Source organism: Gracilimonas sediminicola, from assembly GCF_024320785.1.
Taxonomy (GTDB): domain Bacteria; phylum Bacteroidota; class Rhodothermia; order Balneolales; family Balneolaceae; genus Gracilimonas; species Gracilimonas sediminicola.
The window spans coordinates 736,078-750,573 of sequence record NZ_JANDBC010000001.1 but is presented as its reverse complement, the minus strand read 5'-3'; the positions used below and the strand labels follow the sequence as shown (position 1 = coordinate 750,573).

The window sequence follows — 14,496 nt, the reverse complement described above, 5'->3', positions numbered from 1 at the left end:
GGTATAAATTTTTGAATGAAAGAATTGCCCAAAGATAAGGATTTAGCAGAAGAAATGATGCAGGCTGCCTTGGAAGCTATCTTTCAGGGAAATGATTTACAGGGGTAAGGCCGGATGGATTGGATTACCCCAGTATTTCCGTGAGCTCCTCAAACCGGGCGGTAATATCTTCAGCGCTGAATACACTGCTTCCCGCTACCAGAATATCTGCTCCGGACTCGGCCACCTTTTTGGCGTTTTTGAGGTTCACGCCACCATCAACCTGAATCAGAAACCCGAGCTCTTGTTCTTCTCTGATTTCAGCCAATCGCTTCAGTTTGTCATAACTGCTCTCGATAAAACTCTGCCCGCCAAAGCCGGGATTTACGCTCATAATCAGCACCAGGTCCACATCATTTAACACTGGTTCGATATTATGAAGTGAAGTAGCCGGGTTAACAACGACACCTGTCATAATCCCATACTTTTTAATGTTTTGCAGGGTTCGGTGGAGGTGAGGGCAGGTTTCGAAGTGGACGGAGATTAAATCGGCTCCGGCCTGTACAAATGCTTCCACATAGTCATCCGGGTTTTCAATCATTAGGTGTACATCGATGAATGCCTGGGGAGCAGATGATTTTGCAGCTTTTACAACGCCTGGCCCATAGCTGATGTTGGGCACAAAATGCCCGTCCATGATATCACAATGAATCCAGCTTGCTCCGCCTTTAACCGCATCATCTATATCTTGCCCAAGGCGTGCAAAGTTGGCTGCTAAAATGGATGGTGCAACGATAGGAAGTTCAAAATTCATTGATCAGGGTTGTTATTGGGTTGGTTCTGTTGATTGTTGAGGGAATCAGGATTAGCACCTGAATTATTATCGGTAGAATCTATGATCACGGCTCCACCTTCGCTTTGTTCGATAACTTCAAAACGTTCGGATATGACCAGTGTCAGGCTTTCTCCTTCCCGAAGTTCTTCCGCTTTAGGAGAAAAGTCGAGTACGGTATTGGGTACAACATCTTTGGTTGGCCGGAACTGGACTTCACCGACTCTGAACCCGGCTTCACGCAGTTTGAGCTGAGCTTCAGGAAGTCTGAGCCCAATAATTTCGGGGACTGTGATGATGCGACTGCCAAAACCGTCTCCCACCACAAGATCTATCACCGTACCTTTCTGAACGGTGGTTCCGCCTGAAATAGATTGGCGTATAATGGTCTTAAACCGGGACGACTCATAACTGCGGCTGCCCACTTCCAGTCCATAATTCTGTAGCTGTATTTCTGCATTTCGCAAGGAAAGATCTACAACATTGGGGACCACTACCTGTGGTTTAACCTCGTTGTTTACCGTGAGATAGATTTTCCGATTCGGCTTCACGATGTTATCGGCGCTGGGGCTTTGGTCAATTACGTAATTCGCCGGATAGGCTGAATTGGCACGACGGTCTGCCACTTCAAAGCGAAGCCCATAGTCGGTTAGCAAAGCTTCGGCTTCTTCTAAAGAAATCCGGGTTACATCAGGTACCGTTACCCCTTCATTATAGTTGGTGTAGTAGGGCATGATGAAGTTATCAGCCACATATAGAAAAGCGGCACCGAATAGCATCAGCGAGAAGGTGCCGATATAAAAATACTTGTTAGTCAGAATCTGCTTGAGCATGCGCATAAAATACAGGAACTATCAACGTGTTAAAAGTGCCAGGTTACAGAAAATTGCTCCATCTTCATCAGGTTGGTATTGGTCTCAATACGACTGTTTTTTAGCTGAACCGTGAATAATGCATCGAAGGCGGAGACAACATGGTTTACTACCAACAGCTTCAGGATGTTCCCGGCTGCCCGGTAGTTGTCATTGAATTCCTGCGCCCGATCCCGCCCCTGGTAGAAAAGAGTAAACGGTTCATCCCTGCCATTCCACATATATCGGTACATATCGGGGGTTTGATTGTCGGCGGTGGTAACTTGTCCGTACCAATCCTGCCAGCCCGGCTGGTATTGATAGTATTTACTGATCAGCTCATAATACTGTTGCGAGCCATAATCGGGCAGCAAGTGTGAAAATTCGCTGCCATACCGATTTTCAAATACAAAAGGCGTTTCCTGTTCAACCTGATGCAGCAGGTTGATGTTTACCTTCGACCAGTCGTTAGTAGTATTGCTGAAATCCGGGTTTTTCCCGGAAATATGAGACTGAAGATCCTGCCAGCCATTATTCAGGTCATTTTGCATGGAATAATTCACCAGCCATTCCGCATAAGCTAATACGCTCCAGTTTTGATGAGTGAATTCTTCATAAGCTTTTTCCTGCCGGCGAGCCGTTGCATTTCGGTCGAGATGATAGATAATACCGACGGCCTCAACTGCAAAGTAGATTCCGGCCCGTACCCATTTCCCGTTTGCGGCCTGACCTGAACCCGGTATAATTGCCGATGCCGCAAAAGCAACAAACGGCTTGGTTCGTGGAAGTTCTAAAAAAGATGATTGTCCATTTGTGTATGCAGACTGGTAAGAGAAATCTGAAAGCGTAATTTCACCTGTATCATGTACCTCAGACTTAGCTTCCTTAAAAATCTCATTACTGAAACTGCTCAGTGTCTGGGCTTTGCTTCCGGCTGAAGTCAGCAGCAGTAGAATTAAGATGCTGGAAAGCTTTCTCATAACAGTTCAAAATCAAAGGTTATACCGAAATGAATGAGTAACTCGCGCCCATAGGTAACTTTGTTACTCTGTGAGTTTGTGATGAAATCTTCAGGCAGGGTTAAGGTAAACTCATTGAACCCGTATGCTCCACTCACAAAGAACTTCAGCGGGAATAAGTAATATCCGTTTAAAGCCAGTCGCAGTTCGGCCCCGATGCCGGATTTCAGGTTGTTGCCCGTGTCATAAGGACTTCGCCATCCGTTGCCGGTTTCAAAGAAGAAACGGGCAAAAACTTTATCCAGTGTGTACGGCCCCACTTGTTTGTTGATGTTCCTGAAAATGGGAGCAAACCAGGACAGGCTTGCAAAACCGGTAGTACTGCCGCCTAATGCGAAATAGGGATAACTTCTCAGCCCTAAAAATCCGCCAACATAATCGGCATAAAAAGAATCGCCGGGGTTATTAAAGTAGTGAAAGCCTCTTACACGAGCCTGAAACGCCTGATCACCGAATGTTTTAAATCCATATCGCATATGAATTTCTGTGGAGTGATTATTGGAGTTCTTGAAAACGGGGGAGAGGGATCCATCATCAATTTCATATTCTTCCAGTAATTTGGAGGGTTGATATTGATAGCGTGCATATCCTTTTAAACCCAGCGGGGCAATGTCGGCATCGTTTGAGTAGGTGTAATAATCGAAGGTGTAGGATGCGGATAAGGTAGTGCCTCGAAAGTACTGTGAAGAAGATCCGCTTACTTGTGCTTTCAGTTCCCGGGAATAGAAGTCGTCGGTGGAGACCCGGTAAGGGCTGTAAGCAATTCCCAACTCCAGCATACTTCTTCTGCTCAGTTTGCTCCTGAAATATAAACCGGCTTCCCAGATATCATAAGCAATATCCACAGAGATGGTATCGGGCCGGCCGCAGGAAGTGCAGCGAAATTCTTCAATCGACAATCCGTCTGATACATTACGGCGAAGGTTATAGATTTCGAGCGCTACCGTTGGGGACCAGCTGCGCTCTATAAAAGGGAGCCCGCGGTGTTCGGCAATCAGAAATGCATCACGGTCCAGGCCAAAAAGTCGGTCAGGGCGGAAGAAACCGCCAATGCTTTCAGCCGGTTGTGAGGCCACTCCTACCATCAATCCACCAAATAAACTCAGTTTGTCTATCACATCCCGAGAAGAAAAATAAACACCGGGTTTGGCATCCCGAAGCAGGTTCTCTCCAAACTGCCCGATTTTCCCATTTCTGATCAGTGAGCCGTTATTTCCATTGACCTGGGAGTAGTTATCAAACCGAAGCACCGGGAAAAAGCTGAACCCGGAATAGGTATCTTCGTATTCGCGGTAGGTTCTTTCCATGTCATCATCAATGGTGGACAACTCAAAACGATAACTGCCGGTGTCGGCAATGGCTTCTGCCTGTTCACCAAAGGGGCGGATGTCGGTATCATCAAAATCATTAAGCTTGTTGATGTACTCAAAGTCAGCTCCCGGCTCCATGATTTCATCCGGAAACGGAGGCTCATAATAACCAAAACGGGGTTGTGCCAGCAGCCTGTTCTCCAGCGATGACTTAATCTTATACCCGTCTGCGTGGTATTCTGAGAAATAAAGAATTCCGTCTTCCCCGATAAAAGGCATAAACGCCCCACCCATTACACTGGTAAGCTGTTGCGATTCTCCACTGCTCAGCGGAACTCGAAAGATATTGAAGATACCTTCAGGATTGGCCGAGTAGTAGAGGTAGTTGCCATCAGGACCAATATGAGGATCCCGATAATCGATGTACTTATCTGATAAGTAGGGAAGAACCACGCCCGATTCTACATCGAGAAGGTAGATGTCACGGTTTCCATTTACAGCTTTGGCAAAATAAATTTTTGAATCGGTTGGTCCCCATTCAGGAGTATACACTGTTTCTCCACTTTGGTAGTTGGTTAGCCGGGTTACCGAGTCAGGATGTTCGGGGTGAAGCAGCACCAGATTCTGCGTACCGCGCGAATACTGAACGGCTACTATCTTGTTGTTATCCTTATTCCAGGCAGGGGACTCGATACGGGCACTGTTTGTAAGGCGTTTATTCTCTTCCGACTTGATGTCGTAAATAAAAATATCCCGGTAATGTTCTCCATATTTATTCTTCTTGTTGATGGCATAGGCAATCTGATTGCCGTCCGGGGAAAAGGAAAATGAAGATTCCAGAAAAGTGAGTATCGGCTCCAAAGAACTCACATGGTTTTTGGGCCGGTGGAAGTCAAGATCGTCTATCACCGCTACTTCCTTTTCGTTACCGTCAAGATCCTTCAGATATAAGGAGAGCAAACCATAGTCAACGCCTTTGTTTGAGAGATAAGCCAGCCTGGAACCATCCGGGGATTGTTGCGGATAAAAGTTGAAGAAACCGGCTTTCTCAACGGTATCGCTCAGAGTTGGGTTGATGCCTTCCGTTGCTGTTGCATAAAAGTCTTTGCGTTCATCAATCCAGTCATTAAAAACTTCATTACCGGGCAGTCCGGTTGCCATTTTAATGGCTTCTTCAACGGTATAAACGCCTTTTTCACCAAGGGAAGAAGTGATTTCTCTCAGTACTTCATCCCCAAAACGATTAGCCAGGTAAATAACAAAAGCATAGCCCTGATTATATACTGTTTCACGCTCAAGGCTGGTTTTGGAGGAAAAAGTAGCCATTTGCTGAAGCGAAAAGTAGGTGTCAGTAAGGATGCGCGTTCGTAAAATCATATCGCGGTGGCTGTCCCACGTTTCATATAAAAGCCCGGCTGTTTGATACTGAGCCGTACCCTCGGCAAGCCAGGCCGGGATATTCACCGTTGCAAAAGGCATGGTTATGATGCCATTGGGGAACCCGTAAAGCACATCAGGGCGACGCACATCTTCGTACGACAGCCACTGCAAGTAGAAAGCCGGAATTTTGCGACTCCGCTTCATCCCCTTCTGAATTTGGATGATGTGAGTGTATTCGTGGGTGATCACATTTCGCAGCCAGTTGTGAGTGCCACGCAGGGGAGTGTTTAAAGCAGGAAGCCAGATATCAATTTTGTTATCGAAGAAGTAAGCGGCGCCGTTGGAGTAATCCTCCCGGTCTTTGAGCACAATACTTACTTTCTCATCCGGGGTGTATTGGTAAAGGTCTGTGATCGGAGGGTGGATTTCTTCTGCAATGCGGGAGACGACCTGTGCCGAGCGGCTGTTGCCTTCCTGAAAGTGCACCAGAAAGTGCTCACTTTCGATGGTGTACCAATCCAGGTGATTCATGGGATAATCGTAGAACCGCACATCTGTTTGGGCTTGAGATAAAAATGGAGCCAGCCCCAGAAGCAGAAATAAAACCGAAATTAGCTTAAATCTTCTCATCAATGCACGACTCCGATTTTAATGAGTTTGGTTTCAGTTTTACCGTCAACGGTGGCTTTAACACGGGCAACGTATCCTCCGCTTCCCCAGTCACCGGTTTGAACCTGAACTTCCTGAGGAAAGCCTCCGGGAGAGCTAAGGGATTGTTCAAAAATGATACGTCCGCTCATGGTTATTACCGTAATCTGGACGTTCCCGCCGGGTTCTGCAAGCTCAAAACGTATGTTGGTATGATCTGTTGCCGGGTTTGGCCAGTTGTAGGTTTCTGTTTCATTCAGAACACCAAAACCGGAAGGAGTTTCATTTTCCGAAGGTTGAACACGGGCTGATACCTTATTGAATGGGGCCTCCCCATATCGGGTTGCCCATTTGGTATCGGTAACCTGAGTCAGATTCCATGATTTCACCGTTCCGTCATGACTGACGGCATATAAGTTTCCTCTGTAAATAATCGGGTGAATAGGCTGAGTCATAGAGGTCACTGCCTTACCAACATAAAGCGGGAAGCCATCAATCAGCTGTCCTTGATTGTTGTAAGCAAAAATGTTTTGGGACAGACTATCCTGACCGACGACCAATGTTGCATATTCCGAACCGGATGCTATCAGGTCGGTGTATAGTGGAGTACCAATAAACTGCACACCGTCCGGTGCATCTACGGGATAATAATCCTCTGTAGATCCAAGCCGGTTATTTGCAATGAGCTGATTATTGGTTTTATCAACCCGAAGGGTAGTGGCATCGTCAAGGATTGCCGGCCATTCAGCGGCTGTTTCTTCAAAAACAGGGAGCTCTCTTTGGTCGGATTCAGGATCAACCAATACAAACCGGTTATCTTCAAAAACATAGAACATGACCCGGTTACCAAGCATGATTGCGCCTGTATAGAGCCGGTTTTGATCAGATACAGGTGTATAAGCATACCCGCTTAAGGATGAGAATGAAACGCCGGAATCATACGCTTCGGAAAACTCACCACTGATAACTTCAGAGCGTTGAAAAGGAGGAATCCCTTCTGAGGTAGGGTTACCGTTATCGGCCGTCAATCCCGCATCAGTAAAATCAGCTAAAATAGTTTCGCCGGTTTGAGAGCTCAGAAAGCCACGGTTGGCCGGGAGCGTAGCTGTCCAGCTGGTGTCAAATTGTTGGGTATTTGAGTTCCATGAAACGGAAGCGATCGTAATATCAGGAGTGCCTGCTTCGGGCTTTCCCCCCAATACCAATTCAGTTCCAATAAATGGCTGCTGAACAGGGGCATCAGAAAGCTGAAACTGCATGTTCTCAGGATCAGAAGTAGAAAGAGCAGTCACCGATTGCTGAGAAGGAACAATCAAAAAAGTGTCGGTTGCGGTTTCATAAACAGACAGGGAAAGCGGAAAGTAATTGAAGTAGGGATCATCGCCGGTGAAATAGCTTTGGGAGGAATCCAGCTGTACCGTAAAGTCCGAGGTATATAAATCGGAATTGGGTTCGTCTGGGCGGATTTTAAACGAAGCTGTGGGGAGATTATCGGAAAAATCGTACAGCTCAAAAAAGGAGGGAGCCCCCGAATTGCTTTTGTTATCCGGGCGGGTGTCGGAGCTGAACCTGTTTTGATAGAAGCTGAGCTCCTGTCCCGATTGCAAAATCACGCGGTAGTCGTTGCCACTCCACCAAAAGTCAAAAGCGGATCCAAAAGCGGCGCTGTTATCCAGTGCTCCGGGTACTCCGGGACCTATATCCTGGGCACCATCGGCCTCTTCCAAATCCACGCCACGCCGTGCAGGGTCTGCATTTACACGCTCATTTTGTAGCTGCAGGTTGATCATGGCCTCGTCAATATGCCAGATCAGAATCCCGCCATTAAGTTCTCTGTCATCAGACGGGTCGTTTTCATTTTCTCCGACATCCAGTCCGCCCGGAAGGCTGAAATCAAAATTTGAGGCATTCACAAAAGTTCCGGCCTGCAGAAGAGTGTCGAACTCTGACTGCTGAAATACAAAGGCTTCATCCTGATTGGTAAAGGTTTGCTGAACTTCATTGCCATCGGGTTGTCGGATAGTCAGCGTAATTCCGGTTCCATCGGGATCTCTGTGCCTGTTTTCAATCAGGAAATACTCGGAATCGGAGAGCTTGTATTTTGCAATGGCATTAGGTTGATCGAGGGAATTTGCCGGAAGCTGAATATCACCCGCTTGGTTCACATCAATTTCAAAAGGGGTTTCCCATCCTAAATACATTTTTTCCCAGGCAGAAGGTTCGGGAGGAAGCAGTCCATTGTAGGAAAAGAATCCGGCTCCATCCATCAATCCAAAGCGGCCAATTGCGGGGTCTCCGGTTTCAGTGTTGAATAAATCCGGTAAGCCAAGGTGACTTCCAATAGATGCACACAAAAGCCCATTTATGGAAAGGGGAAAAGCGAATTCATTATCCTGAATATCAAGCCCGCGGCGTGTTTCTGTTCTTGGGAGAATCATGGAGTTTGTGACACGAAACGAGCCATCATTTACAGTAAATCCGTTAAAAGAAGGATCATTTAGAAGCTGCCCAAGATTTTCTTTTCGAAGGTAAAGGGAAGGGATGTCAAAAGGGGTTATGTCTAGATTAGTGCCCGTTAGCTCAATATCGCGCCCAACCCCGGCATGGAATATGACAAAAGCAGTGGTTTCAGGATCCAGTCCGGAAGCATCAAAATTTGGACCATTTTCAACTTCTTGCCAGGCATCGCGGGCAAGCTCGGCTACTTTTTCGTTCGTAAAGGTTTCTCCGGTTGGGGAGTATTCCTCCATTTTTTTCGGGAGCTGATAAATAGTCGGAAGTACCTGATAATCGATAGTTAACTGACCATCGGAGGATTGCTCATAATAGTTCTTAGCAAACTCAAGGTGAGCTTCAAAATAACTTCGGTTGTGCGGAAGGGGTTCAATCCGGAAGTCTTCAGCATTAGCCAAATAAGGAAGTCCGTCCATGCCATCGGGGCCAAAAATCCCGGTTCCGGAAGTCAGACGATTACTGTCCGGTTGAAATTCAACCATAATGGCAACCACATTAAGCGTTCCGGTCGCGTTCAGGTTCTCACTCATTACCGGTTGGGGCTTGGAAATAGCGTGAGAACGCTTAACGGGAATCTGTTGAGCGTGGGTGTGGCGGTTCCAAAATAGAAAGAGCATGCTAAAAACTAACATGCTCCTCATGAAAAACTTCAAATGCTGCATGTATTAAAAGTCAATAAGCAAACTGAATCGCAGGGTGTTGGCAAGTGGGTGATCTTCTTCAAGCGTTTTTATATAACTGAAGTCAACACCCAGAAAACTATAGCGGATACCGGCGCCAAAAGTAATGTATTCACGATCACCGTTTTGGGGATCTTCGAAATAATAACCGCCACGCAGAGCGAATTGATCCGCATACCAGTATTCAATACCGGCTCCAATCATAAACTGCTGCATCAGCCCAACCTCGACAGTATTCTGTCCGTCAAAACGCTCGAAGCTGCTCCATGACTTGTAAAGGGCTTCAATGGGACCTACAGCTTTGGTTTCGATAACGGTTGAGTCACCGCTTTGCACTTCAAACTTATCGGTACGGGCCATGATTTTGGAAATATCGTTGGCAACGGTGATGCGGTTAATGCCTTCATCATCCAGATCAAGATCGAACGACCACCCGAAGCGCAGTACAGTTGGCAGGGGGTCTTTCTGGGCGTTGTCGGTGTACTGGATGCCGGGCCCGAGGTTTGATAGGTTTGATCCAAAGCTAAAACGTGCATCTCTTCCTCCAAGCGAGAACGTGTCCGTCTTATATAAGAAGGAAAGGTCTACAGCCACACTACTTCCCGGATTTACTTTCTGGGCTGCGATGGAAGTACCGCTGGCTAAACTGGAGTAAATAAGGCGAAGACTGGTTCCAACCCCAAAGTTTTTACTCACCTGGTATCCATAAGATCCACCGAGCGCCACTTCATAGCTCTGGAATCGGGAGATCGGCTCCGGACTTGTTTCATCCGTTTCCACTTGCTCTCCCAGGTTCAGGTAAGTTAAGTGAGCACCGAAGGTGCCAATGCCTTCAACGTAATATTTGCCTACCACGTAATCGTAGAAAAGGTCACTCACGTTAAAGTTGGCCAACCAGTTCGAGTGGGTGATACTGGCCTGGTTATTACCTTTTTGAAAGGCTAAACCGGCGGGATTCCAAAATAGCGCAGATGCATTGTCTGCAATAGCTACTCCGGTGTTACCCATACCGGCACCGCGTGAATCCGGTTCAATTTGTAGAAAGGGCACCGCTGTAATGGCAACCTGTGCATATGTGATGGCAGGCATTAAAAATAATGCTGCTGCTATAATGGATACTGTCCTTTTCATAAAAAACGAATTTAAGATAGTTGAATATAAGAGATTCAGGGTTAAGTTACGATGCTATCGTATGATTACGAGCTTTTCGACTTGCTCTGCTGTTTGTCTTCCTTTCGGGGTATTTGTTGCAACCCGAAGCACATAAATATAAGTACCGTTACCCAGGCGATCATAATCCCGGTCACGGCCATCCCATGAAATACTGGCATAAGAACTTGTAGTTATGAGTGACTGTTCAATGTGTTGGACCGGCTTGCCACTCAGTGTATAAATACGAACTGATACGTCAAGTGGATTACCGGGCTGGTTATGTTCGAAGCTGAATCGGGTGGCATTATTCATCGGGTTAGGGAAGTTAAACACGTTTCTGACGGTTAACTCCTCACTCGATGCTACTTCAAAGAAAACTTCTTCTTCTGAAGGATTATTGTGCACATCCCACGCTCGAACTTTAAGGGTATAGCTACCTTCCGGAAGTTGATCCAGAGGGTACTCGATACGCCCCCGCGTGAAATCATTTAAACTGCCCTCATAAAAATCGTTGAGGACGAACGATTGTTGTGGTTCTGTATCGATTGTAGCAATTATTTCATGTCCTACTCCTGTTCCTGTAGTGTTTATGCCAGATTGATCTTCAAGTTCAATTATCAGTGTTGGTGAACTGTTCACCAGGTTTCCGTTTACAAAGCGTTCATCGTTCAGAAATACATCCATTTGTGGTCCCGACCCGTCGTCAACCGCGTTTTCGTTAACTCCGTTAAAGCGTACTTTTGTATATGAGCCGCCTGCAGTTTGTCCATTGCTGTTAGCAAAGAAAATGATACGGCCGGTGTTATCTGAAAAGCTGATGTCTTTTGGTACTATAAAAGAAGAGGTAAACTCCCCGTTAGTGATGGCGGCCTTGCCTTTAAAAAGAATATCGTTCTCCGATTCATAATCACAGCCAGAAAGCCGGCAGTTGTCCTGGGCAACCCATTCTCGATCAGATGGCAGAGGCACGTTACGAGGGGCGTCCATAACCGTAATAACCGCCTCTCCGCTATAATTTGGTAATGGATTTCCCTGCAGGTCTTTTATCTGTCCGGCCAGGTTAACCTGATCAAGAGCCTTTATGGTGAGTGTGGTATCTTCACCGGTTTCTGTGTAGCCGTTGATGGATGTCAGGTCGGCTTGTTGCTCAGGCAGGCGGAATTTTGTAGCGGGATCACCAATAAGAATGAATTTTTTACTGTTCCGGGAAGCAACAACGGTAGAACTGCCGATACTGGAATTTTTTGTACGCATGTAAATATCACCCAATCGAAGTGGGCTTCCATCGGGATTACGTTCAACCATGCGTTGGGAGAGGGCTACGTTCAATCCGAAGTTATTTCCTGCACTTATGGTAAAACTTGTGAAGACGACCCGGGTGGTTGTAAATGCTCCTACAATACCACCGTTTTCTGCAAAAAGTAGTTGCTCAGCACCAGATTGGGCATCGATATCGTCGTATCGGCCGAACTGACAAGTAGCTGTTACAAGCACAGCTAACTGATCGCGGTTGGTCAGGTTGGGAATGTAATTGGACAGGAATAACTCCTCATCAGACAGCGTCTGCTCGTTTCCGTGGCCCGAATAATTCATAACCAGCGTACCCTCGTTAAATGAACTTATGAAAGCATCGGTGGCACCGGGTATTTTTCGTCCCGATCCGGTAATCTCAACCGGGTAGGCAAATTCATACACTTTTTTGATTCGTAGTCCAGGCTCTATGAAGTTCATACGCTGGGCCGTTTCATCGGCATTAACTACGTGTATGTCTCGGTCGCCGGAATCAGGGAAGTCATCATCGGCAGCAAAGGTTAACAGGTTTTGCCAGCTGCCAGTGTTGGCCGGATCTTCGTAGGTTTTAATTTTTTGGACGGCTATTGCTGCTTCTGACCGTGTTTGTGCAGAAATTCGGCCCAATCCAATATCCAGGTAATGCGAGTTGCTGGTCTGCCCACCGGTTAAATCTCCCTCATTGTCATCCAGAAAACCGAAGAAATCATCGGTAGCGAAAGACTGTATTCTATTCAGCGATTCATCACTTTGATAAGTGACGATATAATTTTGGAAGCCATTGCTGATAATGTTCTTGTAGTCAAAGGTGGTATCCCCAAAAAGCAGCAAATATTTTGGAGGCTCCTGCCCGTTGTTCAAAGCACGGTCGTACAAAAATTTTGTGTAATCACGAATGGCAGATGGATCGACAACCCCGCCCGAAAACTCATTCAATATTTGTTCCTGGGTTACAATAACGGGATTTAATCCATCCTTTTGAGCCCTGTAATTTCCAAGGTCTTCGGCATATTCCCGAAACTCTTCGGAGGTAACAATGATATAGTCAGGGTAATCGGTAATTCCTTTCAGGTTTTGAGGGGCTACTAAAGTGCCCATGGCCGGCTCGAAAAAGCTGGATTGAGCCACAAACCGTAAGTCATCCCCTGAATAATAATTGAAGCTATAATTTCCGTTAGATCCGGTTGAACTCAATAGCTTCGGTTGGGTTACATTACTTACATCAAGAATGACAGGCTGGTTGTCAAACCCGGAGAGCCGGTATTGAGCAAGTTCACTGGAAGAACCATCGGCGGGGGAATAGAAATACAGATGATTATTCTGTGCCTGAAGTTCTCTGCGAACTACCACGCGGAACCAGTCCAAAAAGCCCCTTGAGCTTGATTCGCTGTGATTATAAGTAGCCTCAGCCTCAATAATTCCATCTTGAATAGATGGGGTGAAACTGGTTTTGAAGGAGCCCTCCACACCGGAATCCCCGGAACTACAGTTATAACAGCTCCCACAGCTGCTTAAGCAGGAAATAGCCCGGATATTCACCGTTTCAATTTGTTGATTGTTTACCGAGACTTCGAAGTTGGCAGAATTCGTGGACCTGTTGATAAATTGACCTTCTACGGTAATAGGCTCATTGGGGATGATACCGGCAAGGGTATCTGCAAAAACAGGGATGGAAGTACCGTTGCTTGAGGCATCAAATCGCCGCCCAAACCAGTGCCGGCCTGACTTTATACTTTCTTCAGTCTTATAGAGCTCTTCATCTTTCCAGCTAAAATCATGAAAGGAGGTAATGGTTCGGGAAGGGGAGAGATTGGTGTTGACAGCTGCAAGCCGGTCTCCGGGAGCATCAGAAACGGTCAGAAATACAAAAGATTGGTTACTGTAAGGATGAAGGCGGTGTTCAAAATCGATGCTGTCTCTGAGTATCTGGTGTGGTGAATTTCCGTAGAAAATTACGCGGTCATTGGCATTAAAAGTGCCGTCATTTTGCCCTTCAACAATAACAGGAATCTGGGTTAGCTCCGGTCGGGGCTGGTCGTTTGCTTCAGGCAGCTGATAGCCTCCGGTTCCCCAAAGCTGGATATTGCGTGGATCAATAGCGCTGACTTCAATCCCCAGATCCTCAAGGTAGGTAGCATCCAGTGCATAAATTCCGTTCTTGGTGATGGGGATTTTGTACCAGGTTCCCTCATCAAATAGGGAGCTGTTGTTTTGCTTGGCTGCTGTTAATTGTGGAAGGCGGGTATCTCCGTCTTTATAAACCCGAATTCTGAATTTTCGCAGAACTTTCGTACCACTTTCCCCATAGCGGGCAATATTTATACTGAGCGCGCTTACTTTTTGGCCGCGTTGAATTCCGGGTTCTGAGATCTCAATCAGTGGCTTAGAGTTATCAGAAAGAGCTAAAACGGTCGCTTGTTCCGGGGAAATTTCACGATTAATAGTAGAGACAGCCTGCTCAAGAACCTGGTAACGAGGGGTATTACCGGAAACGGGAACCATCAACCCATAAGGAGACAGGATTTCGAGCTTCTCATTGGAGAACTCGTAATCTGTAAATGAGTCTGTTTCTGCTACTACTTTCAGTTGCTGGGCATTTGCTACTTCAGCAATCAATAAGCAAAGCAAACCACTAATATAAAGCAGCTTGTTAAGCATAAAGGAACTAATCGTTTACTGGTTTCGCGTATTAACGCTTAAGGTTTTGTAGCAGTTTTTCTATATAAGGATATAGTACTTCGAGTTAAGATTGACCTGTAAGATGAGAATGTTCTCTGCGCTGATGTTTAGTTAACGATAAATGAATAGTAGCTTTGGTCTATACAGTAGAGTCGTTTGTTT

General features: G+C 46.3%; 7 protein-coding genes. All 7 read right to left on the bottom strand.

Annotation, left to right across the window (positions count from 1 at the left end; genetic code table 11):
• Positions 1-124 precede the first annotated feature (124 nt).
• Genes rpe through porU form a run of 7 tightly spaced genes read right to left on the bottom strand, consistent with a single transcriptional unit; the run spans position 125 to position 14,313 of the window.
• The gene (rpe, locus tag NM125_RS03450) at positions 125-793 is read right to left on the bottom strand and encodes a ribulose-phosphate 3-epimerase (RefSeq protein WP_255132888.1); all 669 of its coding nucleotides are present in this window, start codon (positions 791-793) and stop codon (positions 125-127) included.
• Positions 790-1,644: a PASTA domain-containing protein gene (locus NM125_RS03445; protein ID WP_255132885.1), complete on the bottom strand. Its 855-nt coding sequence runs from the start codon at positions 1,642-1,644 to the stop codon at positions 790-792. The genes rpe and NM125_RS03445 overlap by 4 nt, the downstream gene beginning before the upstream one ends.
• A 29-nt stretch (positions 1,645-1,673) precedes the next feature.
• Positions 1,674-2,642 (bottom strand): intermembrane phospholipid transport YdbH family protein, encoded by a 969-nt coding sequence (locus NM125_RS03440; protein WP_255132883.1) that lies wholly within the window; start codon positions 2,640-2,642, stop codon positions 1,674-1,676.
• Positions 2,639-6,001: a hypothetical protein gene (locus tag NM125_RS03435; RefSeq protein WP_255132881.1), complete on the bottom strand. Its 3,363-nt coding sequence runs from the start codon at positions 5,999-6,001 to the stop codon at positions 2,639-2,641. Before NM125_RS03435 ends, NM125_RS03440 begins: the two co-directional genes overlap by 4 nt.
• Positions 6,001-9,195 (bottom strand): T9SS-dependent M6-like inactivated metalloprotease, encoded by a 3,195-nt coding sequence (locus NM125_RS03430; protein WP_489886126.1) that lies wholly within the window; start codon positions 9,193-9,195, stop codon positions 6,001-6,003. The genes NM125_RS03435 and NM125_RS03430 overlap by 1 nt, the downstream gene beginning before the upstream one ends.
• A gap of 3 nt (positions 9,196-9,198) precedes the next feature.
• Positions 9,199-10,344 carry a type IX secretion system outer membrane channel protein PorV gene (gene porV / locus NM125_RS03425; protein ID WP_255132878.1) on the bottom strand — a complete coding sequence of 382 codons (1,146 nt, stop codon included), beginning with the start codon at positions 10,342-10,344 and terminating at the stop codon, positions 9,199-9,201.
• 54 nt (positions 10,345-10,398) lie between these two features.
• Positions 10,399-14,313 (bottom strand): type IX secretion system sortase PorU, encoded by a 3,915-nt coding sequence (porU, locus tag NM125_RS03420; protein WP_255132876.1) that lies wholly within the window; start codon positions 14,311-14,313, stop codon positions 10,399-10,401.
• Positions 14,314-14,496: the final 183 nt, after the last annotated feature.

What these genes read in the sequence shown, in the direction of transcription:
- NM125_RS03445 (WP_255132885.1), bottom strand. Translation starts at nt 1,644, where the DNA reads ATGCTCAAGCAGATTCTGACTAACAAGTATTTTTATATCGGCACCTTC.
- NM125_RS03435 (WP_255132881.1), bottom strand. Translation starts at nt 6,001, where the DNA reads ATGAGAAGATTTAAGCTAATTTCGGTTTTATTTCTGCTTCTGGGGCTG.
- rpe (WP_255132888.1), bottom strand. Translation starts at nt 793, where the DNA reads ATGAATTTTGAACTTCCTATCGTTGCACCATCCATTTTAGCAGCCAAC.
- porV (WP_255132878.1), bottom strand. Translation starts at nt 10,344, where the DNA reads ATGAAAAGGACAGTATCCATTATAGCAGCAGCATTATTTTTAATGCCT.
- NM125_RS03440 (WP_255132883.1), bottom strand. Translation starts at nt 2,642, where the DNA reads ATGAGAAAGCTTTCCAGCATCTTAATTCTACTGCTGCTGACTTCAGCC.
- porU (WP_255132876.1), bottom strand. Translation starts at nt 14,313, where the DNA reads ATGCTTAACAAGCTGCTTTATATTAGTGGTTTGCTTTGCTTATTGATT.
- NM125_RS03430 (WP_489886126.1), bottom strand. Translation starts at nt 9,195, where the DNA reads ATGCAGCATTTGAAGTTTTTCATGAGGAGCATGTTAGTTTTTAGCATG.